This is a genomic window from Comamonas koreensis (assembly GCF_021026195.1).
GTDB lineage: Bacteria > Pseudomonadota > Gammaproteobacteria > Burkholderiales > Burkholderiaceae_C > Comamonas > Comamonas koreensis.
On sequence record NZ_JAJNCT010000005.1, the window covers coordinates 911,261 to 937,282 of the forward strand.

General features: G+C 63.5%; 26 protein-coding genes and 2 tRNA genes. 13 read left to right on the forward strand and 15 right to left on the reverse strand.

What is annotated here, in order from left to right; all coding sequences use genetic code 11:
- Positions 1 to 65: 65 nt before the first annotated feature.
- On the reverse strand, positions 66 to 2,513 hold the full coding sequence (locus LPW39_RS06450; RefSeq protein ID WP_230772699.1) for a UvrD-helicase domain-containing protein: 2,448 nt from the start codon (positions 2,511 to 2,513) through the stop codon (positions 66 to 68).
- 294 nt (positions 2,514 to 2,807) lie between these two features.
- Between LPW39_RS06450 and LPW39_RS06455 the strand changes: the two genes are divergently transcribed.
- The 7 genes from LPW39_RS06455 (at position 2,808) to LPW39_RS06485 (ending at position 8,025) form a co-directional block, all read left to right on the forward strand.
- Positions 2,808 to 3,785 (forward strand): GMP reductase, encoded by a 978-nt coding sequence (locus tag LPW39_RS06455; RefSeq protein ID WP_230772701.1) that lies wholly within the window; start codon positions 2,808 to 2,810, stop codon positions 3,783 to 3,785.
- 174 nt (positions 3,786 to 3,959) lie between these two features.
- Positions 3,960 to 4,035: transfer RNA gene (locus tag LPW39_RS06460), tRNA-Lys, on the forward strand.
- Between the two features lie 68 nt (positions 4,036 to 4,103).
- A tRNA-Lys gene (locus LPW39_RS06465) sits at positions 4,104 to 4,179 on the forward strand.
- A 163-nt stretch (positions 4,180 to 4,342) separates the two neighbouring features.
- Positions 4,343 to 4,831, forward strand: coding sequence for a copper chaperone PCu(A)C (locus LPW39_RS06470; RefSeq protein WP_230772710.1), 489 nt, complete (start codon positions 4,343 to 4,345; stop codon positions 4,829 to 4,831).
- 323 nt (positions 4,832 to 5,154) lie between these two features.
- Positions 5,155 to 6,057, forward strand: a complete 903-nt coding sequence (locus LPW39_RS06475) for a hypothetical protein (RefSeq protein WP_230772712.1) — start codon at positions 5,155 to 5,157, stop codon at positions 6,055 to 6,057.
- 20 nt (positions 6,058 to 6,077) lie between these two features.
- On the forward strand, positions 6,078 to 6,620 hold the full coding sequence (locus LPW39_RS06480) for a GTP-binding protein (RefSeq protein WP_230772717.1): 543 nt from the start codon (positions 6,078 to 6,080) through the stop codon (positions 6,618 to 6,620).
- A 166-nt stretch (positions 6,621 to 6,786) separates the two neighbouring features.
- Positions 6,787 to 8,025, forward strand: coding sequence for a multidrug effflux MFS transporter (locus tag LPW39_RS06485; RefSeq protein ID WP_133854966.1), 1,239 nt, complete (start codon positions 6,787 to 6,789; stop codon positions 8,023 to 8,025).
- Positions 8,026 to 8,145: 120 nt separating this feature from the next.
- Here the strand turns inward: LPW39_RS06485 and LPW39_RS06490 are convergent, their stop codons facing one another.
- Positions 8,146 to 10,191, reverse strand: a complete 2,046-nt coding sequence (locus LPW39_RS06490; protein WP_230772719.1) for a DEAD/DEAH box helicase — start codon at positions 10,189 to 10,191, stop codon at positions 8,146 to 8,148.
- Between the two features lie 275 nt (positions 10,192 to 10,466).
- Entirely contained in the window at positions 10,467 to 11,087 is a 621-nt protein-coding gene (gene orn, locus LPW39_RS06495) for an oligoribonuclease (protein WP_230772728.1), read from the reverse strand.
- A 36-nt stretch (positions 11,088 to 11,123) separates the two neighbouring features.
- Between orn and LPW39_RS06500 the strand changes: the two genes are divergently transcribed.
- The 3 genes from LPW39_RS06500 to rsgA are packed head-to-tail and all read left to right on the forward strand — an operon-like array spanning position 11,124 to position 13,763.
- Positions 11,124 to 12,437: a M48 family metallopeptidase gene (locus tag LPW39_RS06500; protein ID WP_230772900.1), complete on the forward strand. Its 1,314-nt coding sequence runs from the start codon at positions 11,124 to 11,126 to the stop codon at positions 12,435 to 12,437.
- On the forward strand, positions 12,430 to 12,774 hold the full coding sequence (locus LPW39_RS06505) for a 4a-hydroxytetrahydrobiopterin dehydratase (protein ID WP_230772736.1): 345 nt from the start codon (positions 12,430 to 12,432) through the stop codon (positions 12,772 to 12,774). Before LPW39_RS06500 ends, LPW39_RS06505 begins: the two co-directional genes overlap by 8 nt.
- 5 nt (positions 12,775 to 12,779) lie before the next feature.
- Positions 12,780 to 13,763 carry a ribosome small subunit-dependent GTPase A gene (rsgA, locus tag LPW39_RS06510; protein ID WP_230772745.1) on the forward strand — a complete coding sequence of 328 codons (984 nt, stop codon included), beginning with the start codon at positions 12,780 to 12,782 and terminating at the stop codon, positions 13,761 to 13,763.
- A 12-nt stretch (positions 13,764 to 13,775) separates the two neighbouring features.
- Here rsgA and LPW39_RS06515 read toward each other — a convergent pair whose 3' ends face one another.
- Positions 13,776 to 14,741: a LysR family transcriptional regulator gene (locus LPW39_RS06515; protein ID WP_230772751.1), complete on the reverse strand. Its 966-nt coding sequence runs from the start codon at positions 14,739 to 14,741 to the stop codon at positions 13,776 to 13,778.
- 169 nt (positions 14,742 to 14,910) lie between these two features.
- Between LPW39_RS06515 and LPW39_RS06520 the strand changes: the two genes are divergently transcribed.
- A complete protein-coding gene (locus tag LPW39_RS06520; RefSeq protein WP_133854971.1) occupies positions 14,911 to 16,077 on the forward strand; it encodes an MFS transporter in 1,167 nt (388 codons plus the stop codon).
- Between the two features lie 4 nt (positions 16,078 to 16,081).
- Here LPW39_RS06520 and LPW39_RS06525 read toward each other — a convergent pair whose 3' ends face one another.
- The 6 genes from LPW39_RS06525 to rpsP form a co-directional block, all read right to left on the reverse strand.
- On the reverse strand, positions 16,082 to 17,059 hold the full coding sequence (locus LPW39_RS06525) for a CobD/CbiB family protein (RefSeq protein WP_230772753.1): 978 nt from the start codon (positions 17,057 to 17,059) through the stop codon (positions 16,082 to 16,084).
- Between the two features lie 47 nt (positions 17,060 to 17,106).
- Entirely contained in the window at positions 17,107 to 17,850 is a 744-nt protein-coding gene (locus LPW39_RS06530; RefSeq protein ID WP_230772761.1) for a CoA pyrophosphatase, read from the reverse strand.
- A gap of 90 nt (positions 17,851 to 17,940) precedes the next feature.
- Positions 17,941 to 18,324 (reverse strand): 50S ribosomal protein L19, encoded by a 384-nt coding sequence (gene rplS / locus LPW39_RS06535; RefSeq protein WP_027011119.1) that lies wholly within the window; start codon positions 18,322 to 18,324, stop codon positions 17,941 to 17,943.
- Between the two features lie 133 nt (positions 18,325 to 18,457).
- Positions 18,458 to 19,234, reverse strand: coding sequence for a tRNA (guanosine(37)-N1)-methyltransferase TrmD (gene trmD / locus LPW39_RS06540; protein ID WP_230772769.1), 777 nt, complete (start codon positions 19,232 to 19,234; stop codon positions 18,458 to 18,460).
- 39 nt (positions 19,235 to 19,273) lie between these two features.
- Entirely contained in the window at positions 19,274 to 19,846 is a 573-nt protein-coding gene (rimM, locus tag LPW39_RS06545) for a ribosome maturation factor RimM (RefSeq protein WP_133854975.1), read from the reverse strand.
- 103 nt (positions 19,847 to 19,949) lie between these two features.
- Positions 19,950 to 20,201 carry a 30S ribosomal protein S16 gene (rpsP, locus tag LPW39_RS06550; RefSeq protein ID WP_116927508.1) on the reverse strand — a complete coding sequence of 84 codons (252 nt, stop codon included), beginning with the start codon at positions 20,199 to 20,201 and terminating at the stop codon, positions 19,950 to 19,952.
- Positions 20,202 to 20,308: 107 nt separating this feature from the next.
- Between rpsP and LPW39_RS06555 the strand changes: the two genes are divergently transcribed.
- Positions 20,309 to 20,836 (forward strand): GNAT family N-acetyltransferase, encoded by a 528-nt coding sequence (locus LPW39_RS06555; protein WP_230772771.1) that lies wholly within the window; start codon positions 20,309 to 20,311, stop codon positions 20,834 to 20,836.
- A 16-nt stretch (positions 20,837 to 20,852) separates the two neighbouring features.
- Positions 20,853 to 21,332, forward strand: coding sequence for a TM2 domain-containing protein (locus LPW39_RS06560; RefSeq protein ID WP_230772773.1), 480 nt, complete (start codon positions 20,853 to 20,855; stop codon positions 21,330 to 21,332).
- Positions 21,333 to 21,350: 18 nt separating this feature from the next.
- On the opposite strand, the gene LPW39_RS06565 is transcribed toward LPW39_RS06560, so the two are convergent.
- The 5 genes from LPW39_RS06565 to LPW39_RS06585 all read right to left on the reverse strand — a co-directional run bounded on the left by LPW39_RS06565 (position 21,351) and on the right by LPW39_RS06585 (position 26,018).
- Positions 21,351 to 22,208, reverse strand: coding sequence for an alpha/beta hydrolase (locus tag LPW39_RS06565; RefSeq protein WP_230772775.1), 858 nt, complete (start codon positions 22,206 to 22,208; stop codon positions 21,351 to 21,353).
- A 143-nt stretch (positions 22,209 to 22,351) separates the two neighbouring features.
- Positions 22,352 to 23,362 carry an inorganic phosphate transporter gene (locus LPW39_RS06570; protein WP_230772777.1) on the reverse strand — a complete coding sequence of 337 codons (1,011 nt, stop codon included), beginning with the start codon at positions 23,360 to 23,362 and terminating at the stop codon, positions 22,352 to 22,354.
- Between the two features lie 31 nt (positions 23,363 to 23,393).
- On the reverse strand, positions 23,394 to 24,041 hold the full coding sequence (locus LPW39_RS06575) for a DUF47 domain-containing protein (RefSeq protein ID WP_230772779.1): 648 nt from the start codon (positions 24,039 to 24,041) through the stop codon (positions 23,394 to 23,396).
- A gap of 463 nt (positions 24,042 to 24,504) precedes the next feature.
- Positions 24,505 to 25,236 carry an ABC transporter ATP-binding protein gene (locus LPW39_RS06580; RefSeq protein WP_230772785.1) on the reverse strand — a complete coding sequence of 244 codons (732 nt, stop codon included), beginning with the start codon at positions 25,234 to 25,236 and terminating at the stop codon, positions 24,505 to 24,507.
- Between the two features lie 2 nt (positions 25,237 to 25,238).
- Positions 25,239 to 26,018 carry an ABC transporter ATP-binding protein gene (locus LPW39_RS06585; protein ID WP_230772797.1) on the reverse strand — a complete coding sequence of 260 codons (780 nt, stop codon included), beginning with the start codon at positions 26,016 to 26,018 and terminating at the stop codon, positions 25,239 to 25,241.
- Positions 26,019 to 26,022: the final 4 nt, after the last annotated feature.

Genomic DNA, 26,022 nt, shown 5'->3' on the forward strand with positions numbered 1-26,022 from the left:
GTTGGCGCCCACTATCACCCCAACACCTGCCAGGCTTGCACTGCGGGCTGAGACCCGCGCGCAGCTCAGACCACCGTGAGCTTGGCCACCGACAGCGCCAGCCACTTGGTGCCATGGCGCGGAAAATTCACCTGGGCGCGGGCATCGTCGCCCGTGCCTTCCACCGCCAGCACCTTGCCTTCGCCAAACTTGTTGTGGAACACATTGGCGCCCTTCTTGATGCCATGCGCGGGCTCGGCCTTTTGCACCGGCACGGGGGTTTTGCCCCACATGCTGGGCGCGGAATCACCATAGCCACCGCCCGACGAGCGACCACCGCCACCGCCGTAAGCCAGGCTGCCCATGCCACTGCCAAAGCCCGAATGCTTGAGCGTGAGCCATTTGAGCGCGCCTTCGGGCAGCTCATCCAAGAAGCGGCTGCGCACGTTGTAGCGCGTGGTGCCGTGGAGCATGCGCGTCTGCGAGGTGCTCAGGTACAGGCGCTTGCGCGCCCGGGTGATCGCCACATACATCAGACGGCGCTCTTCCTCCAGCCCGCCGGTGTCGGTCATCGCGTTCTCGTGCGGGAACAGGCCCTCTTCCAGCCCGCCGATAAAGACCACGTCAAACTCCAGGCCCTTGCTGGCATGCACGGTCATCATCTGCACGGCATCCTGGCCGGCCTGGGCCTGGTTGTCGCCGGCCTCCAGCGCCGCATGGGTCAAAAAGGCTACGAGCGGCGACAAGGTCTCGCCGGTATCGGGGTTCACCATGGCCGGGCTGGCGGCACCGGGCAGCGGGGTGTCGAGCAGCGGTGCATCCGGGTCCAGGCCCTGGCTGACCGGGCTTTGGCCGCTGGCTGGCACGCCCATGGCCTGCTGCTCATCGAGCGGAATGGCCACGGCATCCCTGCCAAAGCCTTCCTGGGTGACAAAGCTCTCGGCTGCGGTCACCAGTTCGCCCAGGTTGTCGATGCGGTCGGCGCCTTCCTTTTCGGTCTGGTAGTGCTCGATCAGGCCGCTCACCACCAGCATGCGCTCGATGGTCTCGCGCAGGGTCTTGCCCTGGGTCTCCTCGCGCAGCACATCGATCATCGCGACAAAGGACTGCAGCTTGGTACCCGCCTTGCCAGCCACGGCCGTCACCGCGTCATACAGCGAGCAACCGGCGGCCTGCGCCCCTTCCTGCAATTGCTCGGTGGTGCGGGCGCCAATGCCGCGCGGCGGAAAGTTCACCACCCGCATGAAGCTGGTGTCGTCATGCGGGTTCTCCAGCAGGCGCAGATAGGCCAGCGCATGCTTGATTTCAGCCCGCTCGAAAAAGCGCAGGCCGCCATACACGCGGTAAGGCACACCGGCATTGAACAGGCTGGTTTCCAGAATCCGGCTTTGGGCGTTGCTGCGGTAGAGCACGGCAATCTCGCTGCGCGCAAAGCCATCGCTCTTGATCAGCGACTTGATCTCCTCGACCATCCACTGCGCCTCGGCCATGTCGGTGGCGCTCTCGGACACCCGCACCGGCTCGCCCGGGCCCTGGTCGGTGCGCAGGTTCTTGCCCAGGCGGTTGCTGTTGTGGCTGATCAGCGCATTGGCGCTGTCGAGGATATTGCTGTAGCTGCGGTAGTTTTGCTCCAGCTTGATCTGCTGGCGCACTTCGAACTCACGCACAAAATCCTGCATATTGCCCACGCGTGCACCACGGAAGGCATAGATGCTCTGGTCATCGTCGCCCACCGCAATCACGCTGCTGAGGGACTGGAACTTGCCGCCCACCATGTCGCCCGCCAGCTGCTTGAGCCAGAGGTACTGCAGGCGGTTGGTGTCCTGGAACTCGTCGACCAGCATGTGGCGGAAGCGGTGCTGGTAGTGCTGGCGGATCGGCAGGTTGTCGCGCAGCAGCTCGTAGGAGCGCAGCATCAGCTCGCCAAAATCCACCACGCCTTCGCGCAGGCATTGCTCTTCATAGAGCTGGTAGAGCTCGACCTTCTTGCGCTCGGCCATGTCGCGCGCCTGCACGTCGGAGGGGCGCAGCCCCTCTTCCTTGCAGCCGCTGATGAAGTACTGCAGCTGCTTGGGCGGCAGCGCTTCCTCATCGACCTGGAACTGCTTGCACAGGCGCTTGATCGCCGAGAGCTGGTCTTGCGTGTCCAGGATCTGGAAGGTCTGCGGCAGGTTGGCCGACTTGTAATGCGCCCGCAGCATGCGGTTGCACAGCCCGTGGAAGGTGCCGATCCACATGCCGCGCACATTGATGGGCAGCATCGCCGACAGGCGCGTGAGCATCTCCTTGGCAGCCTTATTGGTAAAAGTGACCGCAAGAATGCCGCCAGGCGTGGCGCGGCCCGTCTGCAGCAGCCAGGCAATGCGCGTGGTCAGCACCCGGGTCTTGCCCGAGCCGGCACCGGCCAGAATCAGCGCATGGCCCCCTTCCAAGGTGGCAGCGGCCAGCTGCTCGTCGTTGAGGCCATTGAGAAGCGGCAAATGCCCAGCACCACCCGCTTCGGACGGCAGCGCAAACAAATCATTCGAATCCATCCCCCCATTGTAGGGAGAACGACAAGCTGGCGAGCTGCCAGCCCGCGATGCGCCCAGGGGCCGCGCGCGGCGAGGAGACATACTGCAGCGGCCGGCAAGGCTTTTGCAAAGCCAGTGCTTGCTGCTAGAATCAGTCACCGGGCCCAAGTTTCTTGTGACCCGGTTTTTTTGTGTCTGCAACAGCGCAAAAGAGGGCATTTCCAATGCGAAGCGCCCTGCCCGACCGGTCTCCAAGCCAAGCGCCCCATCGCTGCGAAATAGTTCGCTGCGACCTTTTATGGAGCTTGGAATCAAATGGAAATCTTCGACTACGACAACATTCTTTTGCTGCCCCGCAAGTGCCGCGTGGAAAGCCGCTCGGAATGTGACACCAGCGTTGTCCTGGGCAACCGCACCTTCCGCCTGCCGGTGGTGCCTGCCAACATGAAGACCGTGCTGGACGAGAAGATCTGCAAGTTTTTGGCGCAACACGGCTACTTCTATGTGATGCACCGCTTTGACATCGACAACGTCGCCTTCACCAAGGCCATGCAGTCGCAAGGCCTGTTCGCGTCGATCTCGCTGGGCGTCAAGCAAGCCGACTACGAAGTGGTGGACCGCTTTGTGGCCGACGACATCTGCCCCGAATACATCACCATCGACATCGCCCACGGCCATGCCGACAGCGTGAAGAACATGATCGGCTATCTGAAAGAGAAGCTGCCTGAAGCCTTTGTGATCGCCGGCAACGTGGCCACGCCTGAGGCCGTGATCGACCTGGAAAACTGGGGCGCCGATGCCACCAAGGTGGGCGTGGGCCCGGGCAAGGTCTGCATTACCAAGCTCAAGACCGGCTTTGGCACCGGCGGCTGGCAGCTGTCGGCGCTCAAGTGGTGCGCACGCGTGGCCACCAAGCCCATCATTGCCGACGGCGGTATCCGCAGCCATGGCGACATCGCCAAGAGCATCCGCTTTGGCGCAACGATGGTGATGATCGGCTCGCTGTTTGCCGGCCATGAGGAATCTCCCGGCAAGACGGTCGAGCTCGATGGCGAGCTGTTCAAGGAATACTACGGCTCGGCCAGCGACTTCAACAAGGGCGAGTACAAGCACGTCGAAGGCAAGCGCATCCTCGAACCCATCAAGGGCAAGCTGCAAGACACGCTGACCGAGATGGAGCAGGACGTGCAGTCCTCCATCAGCTACGCAGGCGGCAAGCATCTGATGGACATCCGCAAGGTGAACTATGTGATCCTGGGCGGCGACAATGCGGGCGAACATCTGCTGATGTAAACCGCGCGCCGCAGCAGACAGGCTCGGCCCGGCGGGGTCCGGGCCGTTTTTGCCTTTGCGGCGGCAGGCCTGCCGGAAAAAATCAGGGTTGATATTGGGATTTTTCCGAGCAGGCGTAAAAATTAGTGCATAATACAAGGCTTGCTGCAGCGCACTGCTGACAGCAAAAAATGTGGGCTCTTAGCTCAGCTGGTAGAGCAGCGGACTCTTAATCCGTTGGTCGAGTGTTCGAATCACTCAGGGCCCACCACATTTTTATGGCTTGCGAAAAAGCGCGCAGGCCGACGAAACAAAGCATTTCCAAGGTGCGACAGTTTCGGGCTCTTAGCTCAGTTGGTAGAGCAGCGGACTCTTAATCCGTTGGTCGAGTGTTCGAATCACTCAGGGCCCACCACTCTTGACGGCCTAGGCTTCTCGCCTAGGCCGTTTTTTATTTCCCCGCGTCACCTGTCGCCTGCCCTACCGCAGAGCCGCAGCGCTTGCAGGCCAGGATGGCCCTGCGCTTGTAGAATGCTGGAATCCGTTTTATCCCTCCGACATTTCTCTCAGCACCTACCATGCGCCCCCTGCTCCCCTCCTTGCTCGCCGCCTTCGCGTTTGCAACCGCCTCCAGCGCTTTTGCCCATGTCACGGTCAGCAATCCCTGGGCGCGTGCCACGGTCGCACAGCAACAGGCTTCTGGTGTGTTCATGGATCTGCGCTCGGCGCATGACGATGCCCAGCTCGTCGGCGTGAAGACCGACGCCGCCAGCACCGCCGAAGTGCACGAAATGCGCATGGAAGACAACGTGATGAAGATGCGGGCCGTGCCCAGCGTCAAACTGCCTAACGGCCAGGCCGTGAGCCTCAAGCCCGGCGGTTACCACATCATGCTGATGGGCCTGAAAAAGCCGCTGGTCGCCGGCGAGAACGTCGACCTGACCCTGGAAGTGGTGCATGCCGATGGTGCCAAGGAGAGCATTGCCGTGAGCGCCCCCATCCGCGCGCTGGCCCCGGCAGCCGCTGGCCAGCCTGCCGCTGCAGGCGGTCACCAGCACCAACACTGAGCGGATGCAACAACAGGCCTGAGCAGGCCTGTTGTTTATTTGAATACTAAATAAGCCTTGGTATACATCTCTGCGGTGTACCAGGCGCTTCGCCCTAACGCTACCAAGAAAGCTAGTTACACTTTTCAGGCACGCCTGCGCTACATCTGGCACAAAGATCGCACTATAGTTGCGATTAATCAATGGCGCATTATTAATATATCTGAGATATTGACATATTATTACAAGCTTTGAAAATGGAACAACGTCCATGCCAGGCACCCGCTTCGCACGAACTGCTGCTTCCATAACGCTTGATGGTGAATGTGCCAGGGAGAGTTGTTATGTCCGAGTTGATCCTGCATGCCGCCCATTTGAGTGAAGCCCATCAACTGCGCTTTAGCTATTTGTTTGAAGTCGCCGCCAAGCACTGGCGCGACAAACAGCCTTCTCAGACCGCCAAGCCCGCCACTGAGTTGTGGGTGATCGACGCCCATAGCGCCCCCGGCGCCATCCAGAACCGCTCGAACAACTCCTTTGTGCTGCTGATTGCCACCGATGACCAGGCCCAGGCCGCACGCGCCCAATGGCCGGACCAGATTGATGCCCAATTGCCACCCGACTACAGCGTGGGCCGCCTGACCCAGCTGCTGGAACACATCAGCGTCCAGGCCCATGGCAAGCGACTGCGCGAAACGCTCAAGACCCGTCGCCAGCACGGCATGACCCTGGGCCATGATGTGCAGCTGAAGAATGCCGATGCCGCCTTTCTCAAGGCCACCGACCTGAGCCAGCCGACGCTGGTGGTGGCTGAGCCGGCGCCTGAGCCCATGGCAGAAGCTCCGATCGCGACCACGGCACCCGCTGCCGCCGCACCGGGCAACCTGCCCGCTCCCGGTACCCGTTTTCGCATCAAGCGCTGGACCCAGCTGACCGGCAGCATGGCCGGCCAGGCCCACCGGCAGCTGCTCGCGGCAATGATCTCCGGAGACCGGAGCCTGGATGAACTGGCCGAACGTACCCAGCTAGAGCGCGGCGAGATCCTGCGCGTACTACAGGTCCTGCGCGGCAAGGGCGTGCTGGTAGAGACAGCAGCACCCACAGCTGCTGAGCCGCTGGCCATGGCCACCCCTGCCTCCCCAGCACCCCATGCCGCCCAGCCCAGCACGGCGGCGGCGGCCAAGCTGGGCCTTTTCCGACAACTGAGCCGCTGGATCCACCAGAACCGGGCCAGCGACCCGCACTGAACCACTGACGGGAGGACCGCATGCACCACCCCATCAAACGCATCGTGCTGCTGGGCCCCATGGGCATCGGCAAGACGACAGCGATCCGCAGCCTCTGCGGCAGCCTGGCCATCGAGTGCGATGTGCCCAATCTGGACAAGCAGGCCCACGCGAAAGAGACCACCACGGTAGGCCTGGATTTTGGCGAAATCAAGCTCGACGATGAGGACACCCTGCAGGTCTACGGCTGCCCCGGTCAGGAGCGCTACGACTTTGTGCGTGAATGGGCGCTGTCGCTGGCTTTTGGCGCCATCGTTATGGTCGATATCCACGAGCCCCATGCGATGGAGCAGACCATCGACCTGATTCAGCAGTGCCATGCCGCCCCCAACATCCAGGCCATCGTGGTGCTGATTGCGCGCCCGGCATCGGCTGCGCAGCAGGAGATGTTCACCGTGCGCCTCTCGGCCCATGCCGAATGCGCCGTGCCCGTGCTCAGCGCCGATCCGCGCAACCCCTCGCAAATGCTCGACACCTTGGACATCATCGCCGCGATGCTGCCCGACGAAGTGCAGCCGCGCTGAGGCGCAGCCCGCAGGCCCATACCGCAGCGACTGCATGGCGCCGGCGCTTGGGTTAAGCTCAGCGGCTGCTGCTTGCACACCGGGCTCGCCCCAGGCTGCAGCAGCCCAGGCTCTTAACCCCCTTATTTGACGACGCCCCCTGCCCACGGCCGGTGGCGCGCTGGCCATGAACCCACCACGCCCCGCAGACGCATCCGCCCAGCCCACACCCCAATGGATTCTGGCGGTCATGCTGGCACTGCTGGGCATGCTGGGGCCGTTCTCGATCGACACCTACCTGCCCGCCTTTGACGGCATTGCAGCATCGCTCAACGCCTCACCGCTGCAGATGCAGCAGACGCTGTCGGCCTATCTGTTTGGCTTCGCGTTCATGAACCTGTTCCACGGTGCGCTGTCGGACAGCTTTGGCCGCCGCCCCATCGTGCTCTGGGGCCTGGCCGCCTTTGCGCTGACCTCGGCGGGCTGCGCGCTAGCCCAGACCCCCGGCCAGCTGATCCTGTTCCGCGCACTGCAAGGCTGCACCACGGGCGCCGGCATTGTGGTCTCGCGCGCGGTGGTGCGCGATCTGTTCCCGCCCGCCCAGGCCCAGCGGGTGATGAGCCAGATCACCATCTACTTCGGCATCGCGCCTGCAGTCGCGCCGATGATCGGCGGCGTCTTCATTGCCTACGCCAGCTGGCAATCGATCTTCTGGCTGCTGACGGTAATTGGCGCGCTGCTGTGGGCCTACAACTGGCGCCTGCTGCCAGAGAGCCTGCCGCCCGAAAAGCGCCAGGCCTTTGATGTGCGCAACCTCATGCGCGGCTACTGGCAGCTGTGCAGCAGCCCACGCTTTTTGCTGCTGGCTGCCGCCAGCGGTGTACCGTTCAACGGCATGTTCATCTACATCCTGTCGGCCCCCACCTTCCTGGGCACCCACATGCGCATGCAGCCGACCCAGTTCTTCTGGTTCTTCATCTGCACCATCGGCGGCATCATGCTGGGCGCCTGGGTCAGCGGCAGGCTGGCGGGCAAGATTCCGCCCAAGCGCCAGGTGCGCCACGGCTTTCTGATCATGTTCCTGACCTCCTGCATCTACCTGCTGCTGAACCTGGTACTGCCCCCGCACCCGGCCTGGGCCTTGCTGCCGCTGGGTATCTATTCCTTCGGCTGGGCCTTGATGACCCCGGTGGTCACCCTGCTGGTGCTGGATCTGCATCCGGAGCGCCGGGGCCTGGCCTCTTCGCTGCAGGCCGTCGTCACCTCGGTCGCCAATGGCATCGTCGCGGGCGTGCTCGCGCCCCTGGTCATGCAGTCCACCGTGGCGCTCGCCATTGCGTCGATGGGCCTGATGCTGACCGGCCTGTTCAGCTGGATCTACTTTCACCACCGCTGGCCCGATATCGGCCGCCACAATGCGGTCTGAAGCCTGACGGATGCGCCCCAAGGGGGCACTCAGAGCTCACCATCTAGCAGCCGCCTTGTGCGACAGGCATAAAAAAAGAGCTCCCCTTGGGAAGCTCTTTGTCATTGCGCGATGCGCTGATTAACGGCTGCGCTCGGTGCGCTTGCGGTCACCACCAGCGGGGCTGTAGGGACGTCCACCGCGCTCACCACCAAAGCGGTTTTCACCACCTGGACGGCGCTGGGCGAAGTCACCACCACCGGCGTGGCGGGGGCCTGCGCTGCGTGGGCCGCGGCTGTCAGCGCCACGGTTGTCGCCGCCAAAGCGGTCACCACGGCGCTCAGGCGCGCGGTCAAAGCTGCGGCCTTCGGGGCGGGGTGCGCGGTCCTGGAAGCGATCAGCGCCGCGATCCTGGAAACGGTCCGGGCCACGGTCCTGGAAGCGGTCGCCACCACGGTCAGGGCGCTGCTCAAAGCGTGGTGCACGGTCATCGCGCTGCTCGAAACGCGGACGGCTATCGCCACCGCGTGGAGCACCACCAAAACCAGCGTTCTCGCCAAAGCCTGGCTTGCGGCCATAGCCTTCGCCGTCACGGCGGGCACCAAAACCACCACGGTCGGCGCCAAAGCCGCCACCACCACGGCGCTCGCCACCACGGCCAGCACCTGGACGGCCACGGTCACCACCACGGCCTGCACCACGCGCGCCTTCGCTGCGTGCGGGGAAGCGTTGCTGCGGCTCCATGCCTGGAATCACTTCCGGCTTGAACTGCTGCTTGGTGTAAGCCTCGATATCGAACACACGGCGGCGGTCACGGAACTCTGCGAAGGTGATCGCCAGGCCCGAGCGGCCAGCACGGCCGGTACGGCCAATGCGGTGGGTGTAGTCTTCGGCCTTCATCGGCAGACCGTAGTTGAACACGTGGGTAATCGTGGGCACGTCGATACCACGGGCAGCCACATCGGTCGCCACCAGGATCTGCACTTGGCCATTGCGCAGGGCCATCAGGCGGCGGTTACGCAGGCCTTGGCTCAGCGCGCCGTGCAGTGCCACTGCAGAGAAGCCTTCTTGCTGCAGGTCGTTGGCCAGGCCGTCACATTCCACCTGGGTGGATGCAAACACGATGGCCTGGTTGATCGAGGCATCACGCAGCCAGTGGTCCAGCAGCTTGCGCTTGTGCTGGGAGTTGTCGGCCCAGAACAGCACTTGCTTGATGTTGGCGTGCTTTTCCTGGGGCGAATCGATGGTGATCTTCTGCACGCCCGAGCCGTTGTCATGCATCACGCGCATGGCCAGCTGCTGGATGCGTGGCGCGAAGGTCGCGCTGAACATCATGGTCTGCTTGCGCTGTGCGGTCAGCTGGTTGACTTCGGCCAGGTCGTCCGAGAAGCCCAGGTCCAGCATGCGGTCGGCCTCGTCCACCACCAAGAACTGCACCTTGTCGAGCTTGATCTGCATCGAGCGCTGCAGGTCCAGCAGACGGCCAGGCGTGGCCACGACCAGATCAGCGTTTTGCAGCTTGGCGATTTGCAGCTGGTAAGGCATGCCGCCCACGATATTGGCTACGCGCAGACCACGGCAGTGGCGCACCAGCTCAATCGCGTCGTGGGCCACTTGCTGGGCCAGCTCACGGGTAGGGCAGAGCACCAGGGCGCCAGGTTGGGCAGCCTTGAAGTTGCGGGGGCTCAGCGGGTTCTTGCGCTTGGCGCGCTTGGGCGCTTGCTCACCACGGGCCAGGGCTTCTGCCACCAGGCGTTCGTGTTCAGCGCGCTCAGCGGCTTCGGCCTGGCCTTGTTGCTGGATCAGCGTGTGCAGCACGGGCAGCAGGAAGGCGGCGGTCTTGCCCGAACCGGTCTGGCTCGACACCATCAGGTCGGCAAAGTGCTGCGATTCTTCGCCGTCGCCAAACATGGCCAGCGGAATGGCGCGCGATTGCACGGCGGTGGGTTGGGTGTAGCCCAGGTCCTTGACGGCCTGCACCAGCTCGGGCGCCAGGCCCAGCTCGACAAAGCCGTTCGGCTCTTCAGGCAGCGCTTCGGCTTCGGTCTCAGCCACCAGCTCGGTGTTGCCTTCTTGCGAAGCGTCGGCGGCTTCAGTGGACAGGGGGGTATTGACGATCTCTTGGGTAGCGTCAACAGTGTTTTGCGCAGGCGCGGCTTCGCCCTGCAGATGGAGGTCTTGCGTCATTTTGAACAATAGCAATAGGCCGGCCACTGCGCGTTTCGCAACGCAGTTCCGTACCGTTCATGGTTTTAAATACATCAACCATCAAACGGTAACGGCCGTACAAATTGCCGCGGGCTTGTTCAAATCGGCCATGCTGCGAATCGCATGGCCTGGACGCCCAGAGAATGAAGGGAGATGTGCGTATCAACCGCCAGTTTTGGCGGGGAAGCGCGAATTATCGCACGATCTGGGGTTTTCCCGCAGACCCAAGGGTCAATGCCCCGAAAAAACCACGTTCAAGCGGCGGGCTGTGGGGCGGCGGGCGCCAGCTGCAGAAAATGCTCGCGGTAGTACCGCAGCTCGTCAATCGACTCATGCACATCGGCCAGCGCGGTGTGCTTTTGTGCCTTCTTGAAGCCGGTGACCAGCTCGGGGCGCCAGCGGCGTGCCAGCTCCTTGAGGGTGCTCACATCGACATTGCGGTAGTGGAAGTAGGCTTCCAGATCGGGCATGTAGCGCGCCAGAAAACGGCGGTCCTGGCCGATGCTGTTGCCGCACATGGGCACCTTGGCCTTGGGCACATAGCGCTTCATGAAGCGCAGCACTTCGGCCTGCGCAGCGGCCTCGTCAATCGCTGAGGCCTTGACCCGCTCGGTCAGCCCGCTGCGGCCATGGGTGCCCCGGTTCCAGGCGTCCATCTTGGCCAGCTCCTCGTCACTTTGGTGGATTGCAATCACAGGCCCTTCCACGCGCACGCTCAAATCGGCATTGGTGACCACCAGCGCGATCTCGATCACACGGTGCTCCAGTGGGTTCAAACCGGTCATTTCGCAGTCCAGCCAGACCAGGTTCAGATCGGACTTGGCCAGCTCAGGCACGGGGTCGGCCTGTGTATCCAGGGTGTTCTTGTTTTGCATGGGGGCGATTGTCGCCTATGCCCTACACTGTCTGGTATTCGCCCACCAACACCCCCACTTGTGACTCCATCGCTGCTGTTCACCCTGCTATTCGCCATTGCACTGGCTGCCAGTGTGCTGATCAAACTCTGGCTGGCCAGCCGCCAGATGCGCCATGTGGCCGCCCACCGCCATGCCGTCCCCGCCCTCTTTGCCGACCGCATCAGCCTGGAGGCCCACCACAAGGCGGCCGACTACACGATTGCCAAGACCCGCTTTGGGCTGCTGGGCCTGGCGATTGGCACCGTCACGTTGCTGGCTTGGACCTTGCTGGGCGGGCTCGATCTGCTCAATGCCAGTCTGCTGGACGCACTGGGCGGCGGCATGTGGCAGCAGCTGGCCCTGGTGGCCGCGTTTGCGCTGATCAGCGGCCTCATCGATCTGCCGGCCAGCTACTACCAGACCTTTGTGCTGGAGCAGCGCTTTGGCTTCAACAAGATGACGCCCGGCCTGTGGCTGGCCGATCTGCTCAAGGGCACGGCCATGGGCGCGCTGGTGGGCTTGCCCATCCTGGCGGTCATCCTGTGGCTGATGGGATCGGCCGGCCAGTGGTGGTGGCTTTGGGCCTGGGCCTTCTGGGTGGGCTTCAACCTGCTGCTGATGGTCATCTACCCGGCCTTTATCGCGCCGCTGTTCAACAAGTTCCAGCCACTGGAGGACGAAAGCCTCAAAGCCCGCGTGCAGGCCTTGATGCAGCGCTGCGGCTTTGCGGCTAAGGGCCTGTTTGTGATGGATGGCAGCCGCCGCAGCGCCCATGCCAATGCCTATTTCACCGGCTTTGGCGCCAGCAAGCGCGTGGTGTTCTTCGACACCTTGCTGCAAAAGCTCAATGGCGACGAGGTCGAAGCCGTGCTGGCCCATGAGCTGGGCCACTTCAAGCACAAGCACATCATCAAGCGCATGCTGGGCCTGTTTGGCCTGACCTTGCTGGGCTTTGCGCTGCTGGGCTGGCTGTCGCAGCAGGGCTGGTTCTATACCGGCCTCGGCGTCACACCCAACCTGAACATTCCTGGCGTGCCCGGCTCCAGCCCCAACGATGCGCTGGCACTGCTGCTGTTCATGCTGGTGATACCGGTGTTCAGCAGCTTTGTCTCGCCGCTGATGGCGCAGTCCTCGCGCAAGCATGAGTTCGAGGCCGATGCCTATGCTGTCCAGCAGACGCGCGCGGCCGATCTGCAGTCGGCCCTGCTCAAGCTCTATGAGGACAATGCCTCCACGTTGACGCCCGATCCGGTCTATGTGCGCTATTACTATTCGCACCCGCCTGCCGTAGAGCGTATCCGCCACATGCAACAATTGGCCCATGACTGAAACCCACCTGCCCAAACAAGACTGGTCCACCCAAAGCCGCCGCGCGCTGTCCGCCTCCGAGGTGGTGACACAGCTGAGCCAACTGACCGGTTGGGTGCTGAGCGGTGATGGTGCCGATGTGGCCATCGAGAAGACCTTCCGCTTTGCCAACTACTACGAGACCATGGCCTTTGTGAACGGCGTGGCCTTGGTGGCCCATACGCAGGACCACCACCCGGACCTGTCGGTGCACTACAACCGCTGCGTGGTGCGCTTCAACACCCATGATGTGCATGGGCTGTCGGTCACCGACTTCGAATGCGCACGCCGCATCGAAGCCATGCTGCAGCTGGCCTGAGAGCCATGGCAAAACCTGCAAGACGCACCAGCGCCCCCAGCCAGAGTGGTACCCAGACCGGCCTGGTCGTTGCCAGCTATGGCCGCCACTGCGTGGTGGAAACCCCGGACGGCGTGCGCCGCATCTGCCACCCCCGGGGCAAGAAGAGCCAGGCCGTCGTCGGCGACCAGGTGCGCTGGCTGGCCCCGCCGCCGGGCCAGGGCGACGAGGGCACGATCGAGAAAGTGCTGGAGCGCCGCAATGTCTTCTACCGCCAGGACGACATCCGCACCAAGACCTTTGCCGCCAACCTGGACCAGCTGCTGATCCTGATCGCGGCCGAGCCCGTCTTCAGCGAGGTGCAGTTGGCACGCGCGCTGATTGCGGCGGAAGCTGCGCACATCACGCCCGTCATCGCCCTCAACAAGATGGACCTGGGCGAGCCCTTCTTGCGCGCCTGGGAACGGCTGGAGCCCTACCGCACGATGCGCGACCAGGCCGAGGACCCGCCGCACTACATGGTGCTGCCGTTCGCGCTGGAAGGCGCCGACGAGGAAGACCGCGACGCCATCTACGGCCTGCTCGAAGGCAAGACCACCTTGGTGCTCGGCCCCTCGGGTGTCGGCAAGAGCACCTTGATCAACCTGCTGATACCGGGTGCGAATGTGGCGACCAACGAGATCTCGCAGGCGCTGAACACCGGCAAGCACACGACCACCAGCACCACCTTGTACTGGGTGGATGAGGCACGCAAGACCGCGCTGATCGACTCGCCCGGCTTCCAGGAGTTTGGCCTGTACCACATCGCGCCCACGCAGCTGGCCGCCTGCATGCCCGACATCGGTGCCCATGCCAAGGAATGCAAGTTCTACAACTGCACCCATCTGCACGAGCCCGGCTGCGGCGTGATCAACGCGGTGCAAAACGGCCATGCCGAGCTGCCGATCAGCGAAAACCGCTACCGCATCTACAGCGAGCTGTTTGACGAGCTCAACCTGAGCGCCTACTAAAACTGTTGATACTTAGCCCCGGCACCACTGTTTGGGCAGGGTCTCGGCATGGCCCAGGTCGACATGGGCTTTCAGAAAATCAAGCACCGCGCGGGTGCGCGACGGCAGGCGCTCGGGCTTGCCCAGGTAGACCGCATGGATGGGCTCCAGCACGCCGGTGTTGAAGGCCTCCAGCACCACCTGCAGCCGGCCCGCCGCGATATCGTGCCAGGCATGGAACAGCGACAGCCGCGCCAGCCCCACCCCCTCCACTGCCAGGTTGCGCATTACATCGCCATCGTTGACGCGCAGCAGCTCGCCAATCGGCACCTCCACATCCTGCCCCGCCACCCGAAATGGCCAGTGCGGCACCGTGCGCTGGTAGTTCCAGCCAATGCGCACATGGCCGCCCAGCGTATCGGGGTGTGTGGGCACGCCATGCGCATCCAGGTAGGCCGGTGCCGCCACGATCACCTGGCGGGTATGGCCCAGCAGCCGCGCCACCATGTCCGAGGCCGGCAGCTTGCCCCAGCGGATCGCGATATCGGCCCGCGCCTCCATCAGGTCCACCACCTCGTCGGTAAAGCTCAGGTCCAGCACCAGGCCGGGGTACTGCTGCATCAGCCGGACCATCAGCGGCACCAGGATGGCCTGCCCGGTCGATGAGCTGGAGTTGATGCGCACAACGCCCTTGGGGGTGCTGCGCAGCGATGCGGCCGCTTCGGCCTCCTGCAGATCGGCCAGCACGCGCTGGCCGCGCTCATAGAGCTGGCGGCCCTCCGGCGTCAGCTGCACCCGGCGCGTGCTGCGCAGCAGCAGCTGCGCGCCCAGCCGCGCCTCCATGCGCGCCACGATCTTGCTGGTGGCCGAGGGCGACACGCCCAGGTGACGGGCAGCGGCCGAGAAGCTGCCGTGCTCGGCCACTTGCACAAACACCTCCAGCTCGCCGGAGCGGTTGGTCTCAAAGGTCGAGCTGGCGGGAAAGGCGGGGTTTCGCATGGTCAAAAGCGTCATAGCTGCAGATGGTGGTGGCAAATTCTGCACCTATTTATTCCATCTGGGAACAAATACCTTTCCATTGTTCCGGCTACACAAGAATCAGGCGGCACTTCACAATCCATCTCCTCAACAAGGCCACCGGCCATCGCATCACACAAGGAAAACTCTCATGCCTGTCTCATTGCTGGCGCTCGCCGCCGGTGCCTTTGGCATCGGCACCACCGAATTCATCATCATGGGCCTGCTCACCCAGGTCAGCCAGGACCTGGGCATCAGCATCCCCACGGCCGGCACCCTCATCTCCGGCTATGCCTTTGGCGTGGCCATTGGCGCGCCCGTGCTCACCCTGGCCACACGCCACTGGCCGCGCAAATGGCTGCTGCTGGGCCTGATGCTGATCTTCATCGCCGGCAACATCGCCGCAGCCATGGCCCCCAGCTACGGCTGGCTGATGGGCGCGCGCATGCTGACCTCGCTCACCCATGGCACCTTCTTTGGCGTGGGCGCCGTCGTGGCCACCGGACTGGTGGCCAAGGACAAGCAGGCCTCGGCCATTGCGCTGATGTTCTCGGGCCTGACCCTGGCGACCTTGCTGGGTGTGCCTGCCGGCACCTGGATTGGCCAGCATTTTGGCTGGCGCATGGCCTTTGCGGCCGTGGCCGTGATCGGCGTGGTCGCGCTGGGCATTCTGGCCGCCTTTGTACCCAGCAAGCTCCAGCAGGCGGCGCCCGCTGCACTGCGCGATGAGCTGTCCATCCTGGCGAGCACGCCCTTGTGGCTGGGCCTGGGCATGACGGTCTTCGGCTTTGGTGGTGTGTTTGCGCTCTACACCTATGTGGAGCCGCTGCTGTCGCAGATCACCCAGATGGGCAACACCGGTGTGGCCGTGAGCCTGCTGCTGTTTGGCGCCGGCTCGGCCCTGGGCAATATCGCCGGCGGCAAGCTGGCCGACCGGGGCGTGGTGCGCGCACTGTGGATCACCCTGGGCGCCTTGGTCGCCGTGCTGCTGGCAGGCCGCTGGGCCTTTGGCATCTCGGCCGGCGTGGCCATGGCCTATGTGACGGTGCTGGGCGTCGTCGCTTTCGCCACCGTGGCCCCCATGCAGATGCGGGTGATGCAAGGTGTGGGCAGCCAGGGCGCCACCCTGGCCTCCAGCCTGAACATTGCCGCCTTCAACCTGGGCAATGCACTGGGTGCCTGGGTCGGCGGTAGCCTGATTGCCGGCGCAGGCCTGCTGTCGATCATCTGGGGCGCTGCAGCGCTGTCGGCCATCGGCCTGGTGCTGGTGGCCATGGGCCAGCGCCGCAGCCCTGCCGCTGCGCTGCAAACTGCCTGATCGTTCAGCCCAGCAGACGCGCCAGGGTGAGCAGCGCGAGCAGCAACATCCAAACAACGACGGAGCGCCACACCAGGCCCACCACGCTGCGCAGGTGGGCCACTTCCGGGTCACGGCCCGGGGTGGTGGCGCCATCGCCCTGGATCTGCAAGGGCGCTGCCGCATCGATATCCACACTGCGGGCGCGCAAGGCCACACCGCCCAGGCGCACATCGATGGCGCCGGCGGTGGCGGCCAGAATCACGCCATCGTTGTCATTGGGAAAATGCTGGGTCTGAAAGCGCCAGCCGTCGATCGCCTCTTCAAAATTGCCCACCACGGCAAAGCTCAGCGCGGTCAGCCGGGAGGGCAGCCAGTCCACCACCGTCCAGGCCTTGGCGGCGACCGTCTCGAAAGCGCCTTGCACCAGGGCGGCAGGCTCAGGCGACTTGCGCGCAAAGCGCGACGCATATTCAGCCATGCGGAAAAACACCGCGCCGGCAGGCCCCAGGCCCAGCGCCGAGCCGATGGAGTAGCAGGCCAGCACACCAAACACATGGCGGTGCGCGGCCAGTACCGAGTATTCGATCACATGGCGCACGATCTCGCGGCGCGGCAGGTCATCGGCATTGACCTGCTGCCAATCGGCCAGGTACTGGCGCGCCTGCTCTTCGTCGCCGGACTCCAGCGCATGGCGGATGCGGGTGAAATGGTGGCTGAACTGGCGAAAGCCCAAGGTCACATACAGCACCAGCACATGCCAGGCCATCGCCAGCGGCCAGCCCACCAGGGTGACCAGCAGCCAGTGCATGCCCATGGCCAGCGCGGTGGGCAGCAGCACGGCCACGCTCCAGGCCAGCCAGCCGTGGCGTTGCTCGCCAGCATCCAGATTGCGGCTGAGCCATTGCACCCAGGCCCGCACGCCGGCATAGACCGGGTTGTCGCGGGACAGGGACTTGGCCTGCTCCAGCAGCAGGGCCATCAGCGTGGCGAAAAAACTCATGGACAGTGATCATACCGGCTGTGATGTATCACACAAGCCGTTACAAACTACAACGCGGGTGGAAACGCCAAAAACCGGTACAAATTGCGCAGCATGCTGGCCGTAGCCCCCCAGATAAAGCGCTCGCTGCCCGACTCCGGGTCCTCATAGGGCATGGAGAGCCAGCGCCGGCTGAACTCCGGCGTGTCCAGCTGCTGCCAGTGGTGGTGCGCCGGGTTCATCAAGAAGGACAGCGGCACCTCGAACACCTCGTCCACCTCGCCCGGATTGGCCCGCAGCTTGAACGGTGGCTGCACCAGCCCGACGATGGGCGTCACCTCAAAGCCCGAGCCGGTGGCGTACTCGGGCAGGCGACCAATGATCTCGACCCGCTCGCGCGCCAGCCCCACCTCTTCCCAGGCCTCACGCAGCGCGGTGTCGTTGATATCGCGGTCCTCCGGATCCTGGCGGCCGCCGGGGAAGGCAATCTGTCCGGAATGGTTGCTCAGGCCGGCACTGCGCTGGGTCAGCAGCACATGCATCTCCTGGCGCTGCACCAGCGCCACCAGCACGGCGGCCTTGGCCGGGGGGCGGTCCGTCCAGCTGCGCTCGCGGAAGATCTCCGGCTCACCGCCATGCGGATGGGTGACAAAGGCCTGGCGCAGCGAATCGGCCAGCAACATACGCGGCGCGACCGCCGGCAGGGCCGAATCGATCTGCACCACCGGTGCGCGGCGTGGATCCATGATGGACGACACCCGGGCGGTGGCGGCGGGGGATGGGGAAGGCGAGGGAGAGGATGCGTTGGACATAGACGGGGGCAGCAAGCAGCGGCCCATGTAAAAAAGCCGCCACAGCTTGCACTGTAGCGGCTTTCAGCACTGGGCTCTGTCGCAGCGTTATTACGCAGCTGCCACAGGTGCTGCCTTGCGTGCTGGCAGCTTTTCCTTGATACGAGCCGACTTGCCGCTGCGTTCACGCAGGTAGTACAGCTTGGCACGGCGCACATCGCCGCGACGCTTGACTTCGATACCGGCGATCATAGGGCTGTAGGTTTGGAACGTACGTTCCACGCCTTCGCCGCTGGAGATCTTGCGCACGGTGAAGCCGCTGTTCAGACCGCGATTGCGCTTGGCAATCACCACGCCTTCGTAAGCCTGCACGCGCTTGCGCGTACCTTCAACAACGTTCACGCTCACGATCACGGTGTCGCCAGGGGCAAATTCAGGAATGGTCTTGTTCAGGCGAGCAATTTCTTCTTGCTCGAGAATCTGGATCAGGTTCATGGTTTCATCCAACGATCATACGCGCGCCATGAATTTGGCAGCCGCGCCCAGCACGGTGTACGGGGCATGTGCGGCATGTTGCTTCTCTCACCATTGAAAAAAGCGGCCGTGTAGAGGATCGTAAAACCGGCAATTATAGCGGTTTTGCCAAATTTACCAAATCGTCACTGGCCAGCAGCTGCTCATCCTTGCGGCTGAGCTGCTTGCGGCTGCGCGCCTGGTCCAGCAGCTCAGGGCGGTGGATGGCCGTGTTGCGCAGGCTTTGCTCGCGGCGCCAGCGCTCGATATTGGCATGGTGGCCCGACAGCAGGGCCGCCGGCACTGGCTCACCCTCCCAGACCTCGGGCCGGGTGTAGTGGGGGCAATCCAACAGGCCGTCGAGCGCGGGGTTGAAGCTGTCGAACTGGTGGCTGCCCTCGTCATGCAGCACACCGGGTTGCAGGCGGGCCACCGCATCGAGCAAGGCCATCGCCGCAATCTCACCGCCAGAAAGCACAAAATCGCCCAGGCTCAGCTGCACATCGACATGGCGGTCAATAAAGCGCTGGTCCACGCCTTCATAGCGGCCGCACAGCAGGATGGCCCCTTGCGAATCGGACCAGCCCTGCACCTGGGCATGGTCAATGCGCTCGCCAATCGGCGAGAACAGCACCAGCGGCGCAGGCTCAGCCTCGGCACGCGCGGCGCGGATAGCGGCCAGGCAATCGGCCAGCGGCTGGGCCATCATCACCATGCCGGGGCCGCCACCAAAGGGGCGGTCATCCACGCGGCGGTAGTTGCCGGGTGCGTAATCGCGCGGGTTCCAGCACTGCACTGCCACCTGGCCGCTGCTGTAGGCGCGGCGCGTCACGCCCACCTCGACAAAGGGGCTGAACAGCTCGGGGAACAAGGTGATGATGTCAAAGCGCATAAAGATTCTCCCCGCTGGCGGCCTGTGTGCCCGGCACGATCAGTAGTCCGGCTGCCAGTCGACCGTGATGCGCTTGTTGGGCAGCGAGACCTCGTCGACAAAGGCGTCGACAAACGGGATCAGGCGCTCCTGCGTCTTGCCGTCTTCTTCATAGTTCAGCACCAGCACGGTCTGGGGGCCGGAGGCCATCAGGTCACTCACGGTGCCCAGTGCCACGCCTTCGCGGTTGACCACGGCCAGACCCAGCAGGTCCACCCAGTAGTACTCGCCGTCTTCGGTCTTGGGGAAATCGGCGCGCGAGATGAACACCCGGGCACCCTTGAGCTTTTCCGCCTGGTCGCGGTCGTCCACGCCCTGGGCCCAGCCCACCATGCCATCGCCATGGAAACGCGCCTGGCGCATCTCCAGCTGGGCAACGCCCTGGAAGTGGCGTGCACCCTTCTCGGGTGGCTGGATGAACCACAGCTTGGACTTGAGCAGCGCCTGCGGGTCGGGGCTGAGGGCAATCACCTTGAACCAGCCCTTGACGCCCCAGGCATCGGCGATGCGCGCCACTTCAATGGCGTCATCGGGCAAGGTGGCAGGGCTTAACAACAACTCGGTAGCGGGCATGGCAGTTCAACAGGGCAATAAAAAACGGGCCGCAGTGCTCATCGCAGCAGCGGCCCGCATGCACGAATGGTACCGGAGCACCATCCATGATGAGAGAGGCAAATTAAGCAGCCTTGGCAGCAGCTTGCTTGACCAGACGGTCCACGGTGGTGGAAGCCTGAGCACCAACGCTCTTCCAGTAAGCCACGCGGTCCAGAGCAACGCGCAGGCCTTCAACGCCTTCCTTGGCCAGTGGGTTGTAGAAACCCACGCGCTCGATGAACGAGCCGTCACGGCGCACGCGCTTGTCAGCAACAACGATGTTGTAGAACGGACGGGCCTTGGAGCCGCCACGGGAGAGTCGAATAACGACCATAATAATCCTTCGGGTGGTTAGTTTTCTTACCACGTTTGAGACACGCAACTAGCCACCCGGCCAGCGACACGCAGTAAAGCCGCAAATTATACAAACTTCTTTCAACCATGCCAAGTGTTCGTGCCAGCACCCCCCAGGATCTTCCCGCCATCACCCGCATTTATGCCCACCATGTGCTGCATGGCACGGGCAGCTTTGAGACCGAAGCCCCCAGCGAAGAGGAAATGACCCGACGCCGAGACGAGGTATTGTCGCGCCAGCTCCCCTACCTGGTGGCCGAGGATGCCGACGGCCAGATCCTGGGCTTTGCCTATGCGAACTGGTTCAAGGCGCGGCCAGCCTACCGCTTCTCGGCGGAGGACTCGATCTATGTGGCAGATGGCCAACATGGCCGGGGCCTGGGGCGCCTGCTGATGGACGCCTTGATCGCGCACTGCGAGGCCGCCGGTGTGCGCAAGCTCATCGCCGTGATCGGTGACTCCAACAACCTCGGCTCGGTCGGCGTGCACCGCGCAGCCGGTTTTAGCCAGGTGGGCGTGATGCGCTCGGTGGGCTGGAAATTTGGCCGCTGGTTGGATATCGTGATGATGGAAAAAACCCTGGGCGATGGAGACCACAGCGCCCCCGCCACCTAACCCACCCTACCCGCCTATGAGCCACCCCCTCACCCACGCAATGCCGCGCAGCAAGAGCAAGACCTTGGCCACCTGGCTGGCTTTTCTGGGGGGGCCGCTGGGCCTGCACCGCTTCTACCTGTATGGCCTGGGCGACATGATCGGCTGGCTGCTGCCCATTCCCACGGCGCTGGGCCTGTATGGCATGGAGCGCATTGCCAGCCATGGCATTGACGACCAGGTCAGCTGGCTGCTGGTGCCGCTGCTGGGCTTCACCATTGCGGCCTGCGCATTGACAGCCATCGTCTACGGGCTGATGGCACCTGAGAAGTGGAACGCGCGCCACAACCCCAGCCTGCCCGAAGACGCGCTGCCCGGCCGCACCCGCTGGCTGACGATTTTCGGCATTGTGGCTTCGCTCCTGATCGGCACCACGATCCTGATGGCCAGCCTGGCCTACAGCTTCGAGCACTACTTCCAGTACCAGATCGAGGAAGCGCGCAAGATTTCGCAGTAAGGAGATGGTGGTGCAAGGTCAGCGTGTCTGCAGATGCGCGCGGAGAAAGCCGAACACCTGCTCCTCATAAGCCTGCGGCGCAAACTGGTGCAGGTCCACATGGGCCGCACCCGGCACCAGCCACAGCGGCTGCGGTGATCGCCTTGCCTGGTTTGCAGCCTCTGCCATCTGCCGGGTCTCGGCGGGCGGGGTGTAACGGTCTTCCGTGCCACCCAGCACCATCACCGGCAGGGTCCAGGCTGCCAGGTGGTCAATCGGCCGCAGCTTGTGCGGCTCCAGGCCCAGGCGCAGCGGCATCTGCCACAGCAACAAGGGGGTGGCCATCCGCGCCAATGGCCCCAAGGGACCCAGCACAGCGCGCACCCGGTTGTCCACTGCGGCCCGCAGGGTGGGAAACACTCCTTCCAGCACCACGGCATCGGGTGACTGCGGCAGCTCGGCCATCAACAGACTCGCACCGCCCAAGGACACGCCGATCACCGCTACTTTTTCCGCTGGCTGCTGCTCCTGCAGCCAGGTCAGTGCCTGGGCAACCCCCAGGCCCTCACGGGGGCCGAACGACAGCATGTCGCCATCGCTTTCGCCATGCGCGGGCAAGTCCATCAGCAATACACCATGGCCCATGCGCTGCAGGGCCAGCGCCCGTGGCAGCATCGCACGGCGGTCGGATCGTATGCCGTGCAGCAGCAGCACGGCGCCCCGGCCTGGCTCACCGGGGGCATACCAGCCACGTACCGCACCATCTGCAGATGCGATCTCCACCGCTACTGCGCCCAGCTCCGGGGGCGCTGCACCGATGTGCTGGCGGTGTGGCTGTGCCAGCCACCCTGCCAGCAACCAGGCCACCGCAACGCCCCCCAAGCACAGCAACGCCATGGCGGCAGCCACCCACCCAAGAGGATGCAGCGGAAAAAATGAGGGAGTTAAAGGTAGATCACGCATGGCAATGGTTGTGTCCAAAGTAAAACGGCTGGCAGATCATATCCGCCAGCCGCCTTTTGGCTATCAACCAACCACCATCAATAGATTTGCAAACTTACCCAGTAAGCAAACGCTGCCACAAAGGCACTGGCCGGAATGGTCAGCACCCAGGCCCAGACGATGTTGCCGGCAACGCCCCAGCGCACCGCGCTCATGCGCTGGGTAGAGCCCACGCCGACAATGGCACCTGTGATGGTGTGCGTGGTCGAAACCGGCACGCCCAGCGCCGTGGCGATGAACAAGGTCATGGCGCCACCGGTTTCGGCACAGAAGCCGCCCACGGGCTTGAGCTTGGTGATCTTCTGGCCCATGGTCTTGACGATGCGCCAGCCACCGAACATGGTGCCCAGGCCAATGGCCGCGTAGCACGAGACAATGACCCAGGTAGGTGGGCTGGCATCGGTCGCCGAGACATAGCCAGTAGACAACAACAGCAGCCAGATGATACCGATGGTCTTTTGCGCATCATTACCGCCATGGCCCAGGCTATAGGCACCGGCAGACACCAGCTGCAGGCGGCGGAACCACTTGTCGACCCGGCCCGGCGTGGTGCGGCGGAACAGCCAGGCCACGACCACCATCATCACCGAGCCCAGCAAGAAGCCAAGCACGGGAGAGACGAAGATAAAAGCCACGGTCTTCCAGATGCCGCTGGCTATCAATGAACCCGCACCTGCCTTGGCAATCACCGCGCCCACGATGCCGCCGATCAGCGCATGCGATGAGCTGGATGGAATGCCGTAGTACCAGGTAATCAGGTTCCAGACGATGGCGCCCACCAAGGCGCCAAAGATCACATGGGTATCAACAATGCCCGGCTGGACAATGCCTTTACCAATGGTGGCTGCCACACTCAGGTGGAAGACAAAGATCGCCACAAAGTTGAAAAATGCTGCGAACACCACCGCCTGGGTGGGCTTGAGCACGCCGGTAGAGACAACGGTCGCAATCGAGTTGGCCGCGTCATGAAACCCGTTCATGAAGTCGAACAAGATGGCCAGCGCCACCAGCACGACAATCACCCACAGGGCTGTTTGCATCGGTTCCATGGAAGTTCAGTCTCCTGCTTGCTGCAACGGATCAGGAGTTTTCCAGGATGATGCCTTCGATGTGGTTGGCCACATCCTCGCACTTGTCGGTGATGGTCTCCAGCAGCTCGTAGATGGCCTTGAGCTTGATCACCTCGCGCACATCGGGCTCCTCGCGAAAGAGCTTGCTCATCGCCGCGCGCATGACGCGGTCGGCATCACTCTCGAGGCGGTCGATCTCTTCGCAGGTCTTGATGGCCGCTTCGGTGGTGGCCGGGTCAGCAATGCGGTCGAGCATCTTGACGGCATCACGCACGCGCTCACAGCACTTGACGCTCAGATCCGTCAGGCGGGTGATTTCCTCGGTCATGTGGCGCACGTCGTACAGCGCCATGGTCTCGGCCGAATCCTGGATCAGGTCGGCCACATCGTCCATGGTGTTGATCAGCGAGTGGATCTGTTCCCGGTCGATGGGCGTGATGAAGGTCTTGTGCAGGGTGCGGTTGACCTCGTGGGTGACGCGATCGGCAGCGCGCTCGGCATTGTCCACATCCTGGTTGTATCGCTCACGCAGATGGGGGTCGTTGTAATTGGCGACCAGTTGGGAGAACGCATGGGCCGCTTCTACGATGCGGTCAGCGTGCTGGTTGAAGAGTTCGAAGAAATTGCCTTCGCGCGGCAAGAGTTTGCCAAAGAGCATGGGTGCACCTATTCGGTTTCAATGCAAAAAAGGAAAAAACCTGCGCACTCCCGGCCGGACACTGGCTTGCCAGCCCGGGCCCCAGGGCCCCGCCGCTACCCTGCAACTCCTTGAATTGTCAGCGGTGTCAGCGGTTTGCCGTGCGCAAAATCTGTCATTCACGGCGCATTGCTGCACTGCAAAATTCACCAATTTTAAATGCAATTGTCATTTCTTTGTCGCATTTGAAGCCGCCGCGCCCAAAACCGCACCGCCTGCGCCCTGCCCACGAGGCTCCGTATAGAGGAAGCAAGCCAGGCTGGCACTGTCTCCAAAAGCGCGAAGCCTTGCCCATGCCGCCGTCAGCTTGAGCAGTGTTCTGGGGAGCAATGGCAGCAGGCGCCGCCCCTCCTCCAAAAAAACGGCAGCCATGAAAAAAGCACTGCCGAGGCAGTGCTTGTGGGGAGCTGGATGTGCGCTGCGGCTATTCGCCCAGGTAGGCGGCGCGCACCTTGGGGTCGGCCAGCAGCTGCTGGCCCAGGCCGGTCATCGTGATGATGCCTGACTCCATCACATAGCCCCGGTCGGCAATGGCCAGCGCGCGGCTCGCGTTCTGCTCGACCAGCACGATGGTCACGCCCATCGCATAGACATCGCGCACCACCTCGAAGATCTTGTCCACCATGATCGGCGACAGCCCCATCGACGGCTCATCGAGCAGCAGCAGCTTGGGCTGCGCCATCAGCGCGCGCGCCATCGCCAGCATCTGCTGCTCACCGCCGGACATGGTGCCCGCCAGCTGGTCCTTGCGCTCACGCAGGCGCGGGAAGATGTTGAACATCTTCTCGATGTCGGCCTGGATGCCGGCCTTGTCCTTGCGCAGGTAGGCGCCCAGCATCAGGTTGTCGGTGATGGTCTGGCGCGTGAACACGCCCCGCCCTTCGGGCACCATCACCAGGCCCTTGGCCACCAGGTCCCAGGCGCCGCGGCCCTTGAGGTTTTCGCCCAGAAACTCGATCTGCCCGTCATTGATCGCCTGCGTGGCCGTCACCGCCTTCATCGTCGTGGTCTTGCCCGCGCCGTTGGAGCCGATCAGGGACACCAGCTCACCCTCATGCACCTCGAAATCGACGCCCTTGACGGCCTGAATGCCTCCATAGGCCACTTTCAGCCCGCGTACCTTCAGCAGTACGGGGTTGGATGTCTTGTCAACCATGCTCAGTGTCCTCCGGTGCCCAGATAGGCCTCAATCACTTTTTCGTCTTTCTGCACCTCGGCGGGCGAGCCCTCGGCCAGCCGCTTGCCGTAGTCGAGCACCGTCACCCGGTCGCACAGACCCATCACCAGCTTCACATCGTGCTCGATCAGCAAGATGGTGCGGTTGTCCTGGCGAATGCGGTCTATCAGCTCGCGCAGCTGCACCTTCTCGGTCGCATTCATGCCGGCGGCGGGCTCATCGAGCGCAATCAGCTGCGGGTCGGTGGCCAGCGCGCGGGCAATCTCCAGGCGGCGCTGGTCGCCATAGGACAGGGTGCGCGCCTTGTAATCGGCATAGCGCTCGATGCCCACATAGGCCAGCAACTCGCGGGCGCGCTCGGCAATCGCGCGCTCCTCGGCCTTGAAGCCCGGCGTGCGGAAGATCGCCCCTAGCAGACCCGAGTGGCTGCGCACATGGCGGCCCACCATCACGTTCTCCAGCGCCGTCATGTCGGAGAACAGACGGATGTTCTGGAAGGTGCGCGCAATGCCGGCCTTGGCCACCAGGTGCACGGCCTTGGGCTCGTAGGGCTTGCCGGCCAGCTCGAAGCTGCCGCTGTCGGGCGTGTACAGCCCGGTGATCACATTGAAGAACGTAGTCTTGCCGGCGCCATTGGGGCCGATCAGGCCATAGACCTGGCCGCGCTCGATGGTCAGACCCACATCCGAGAGGGCCTGCAAACCGCCAAAGCGTTTGGAAATACCTGCCACCTTCAGTGCAGGAGCTTGTGTGTTCGTCATGCTC

Coding starts and splice junctions, on each gene's coding strand:
- LPW39_RS06450 (WP_230772699.1), bottom strand. CDS start 2,513: ATGGATTCGAATGATTTGTTTGCGCTGCCGTCCGAAGCGGGTGGTGCT.
- LPW39_RS06530 (WP_230772761.1), bottom strand. CDS start 17,850: ATGTCCAACGCATCCTCTCCCTCGCCTTCCCCATCCCCCGCCGCCACC.
- rpsP (WP_116927508.1), bottom strand. CDS start 20,201: ATGGTCGTTATTCGACTCTCCCGTGGCGGCTCCAAGGCCCGTCCGTTC.
- orn (WP_230772728.1), bottom strand. CDS start 11,087: ATGCAAAACAAGAACACCCTGGATACACAGGCCGACCCCGTGCCTGAG.
- LPW39_RS06515 (WP_230772751.1), bottom strand. CDS start 14,741: ATGCGAAACCCCGCCTTTCCCGCCAGCTCGACCTTTGAGACCAACCGC.
- LPW39_RS06470 (WP_230772710.1), top strand. CDS start 4,343: ATGCGCCCCCTGCTCCCCTCCTTGCTCGCCGCCTTCGCGTTTGCAACC.
- LPW39_RS06570 (WP_230772777.1), bottom strand. CDS start 23,362: ATGGAACCGATGCAAACAGCCCTGTGGGTGATTGTCGTGCTGGTGGCG.
- LPW39_RS06520 (WP_133854971.1), top strand. CDS start 14,911: ATGCCTGTCTCATTGCTGGCGCTCGCCGCCGGTGCCTTTGGCATCGGC.
- trmD (WP_230772769.1), bottom strand. CDS start 19,234: ATGCGCTTTGACATCATCACCTTGTTCCCCGAGCTGTTCAGCCCCTTT.
- LPW39_RS06580 (WP_230772785.1), bottom strand. CDS start 25,236: ATGGTTGACAAGACATCCAACCCCGTACTGCTGAAGGTACGCGGGCTG.
- LPW39_RS06505 (WP_230772736.1), top strand. CDS start 12,430: ATGACTGAAACCCACCTGCCCAAACAAGACTGGTCCACCCAAAGCCGC.
- rimM (WP_133854975.1), bottom strand. CDS start 19,846: ATGCCCGCTACCGAGTTGTTGTTAAGCCCTGCCACCTTGCCCGATGAC.
- LPW39_RS06485 (WP_133854966.1), top strand. CDS start 6,787: ATGAACCCACCACGCCCCGCAGACGCATCCGCCCAGCCCACACCCCAA.
- rplS (WP_027011119.1), bottom strand. CDS start 18,324: ATGAACCTGATCCAGATTCTCGAGCAAGAAGAAATTGCTCGCCTGAAC.
- LPW39_RS06555 (WP_230772771.1), top strand. CDS start 20,309: ATGCCAAGTGTTCGTGCCAGCACCCCCCAGGATCTTCCCGCCATCACC.
- LPW39_RS06525 (WP_230772753.1), bottom strand. CDS start 17,059: ATGAGTTTTTTCGCCACGCTGATGGCCCTGCTGCTGGAGCAGGCCAAG.
- LPW39_RS06565 (WP_230772775.1), bottom strand. CDS start 22,208: ATGGCGTTGCTGTGCTTGGGGGGCGTTGCGGTGGCCTGGTTGCTGGCA.
- LPW39_RS06475 (WP_230772712.1), top strand. CDS start 5,155: ATGTCCGAGTTGATCCTGCATGCCGCCCATTTGAGTGAAGCCCATCAA.
- LPW39_RS06480 (WP_230772717.1), top strand. CDS start 6,078: ATGCACCACCCCATCAAACGCATCGTGCTGCTGGGCCCCATGGGCATC.
- LPW39_RS06585 (WP_230772797.1), bottom strand. CDS start 26,018: ATGACGAACACACAAGCTCCTGCACTGAAGGTGGCAGGTATTTCCAAA.
- LPW39_RS06560 (WP_230772773.1), top strand. CDS start 20,853: ATGAGCCACCCCCTCACCCACGCAATGCCGCGCAGCAAGAGCAAGACC.
- LPW39_RS06575 (WP_230772779.1), bottom strand. CDS start 24,041: ATGCTCTTTGGCAAACTCTTGCCGCGCGAAGGCAATTTCTTCGAACTC.
- LPW39_RS06455 (WP_230772701.1), top strand. CDS start 2,808: ATGGAAATCTTCGACTACGACAACATTCTTTTGCTGCCCCGCAAGTGC.
- LPW39_RS06490 (WP_230772719.1), bottom strand. CDS start 10,191: ATGACGCAAGACCTCCATCTGCAGGGCGAAGCCGCGCCTGCGCAAAAC.
- rsgA (WP_230772745.1), top strand. CDS start 12,780: ATGGCAAAACCTGCAAGACGCACCAGCGCCCCCAGCCAGAGTGGTACC.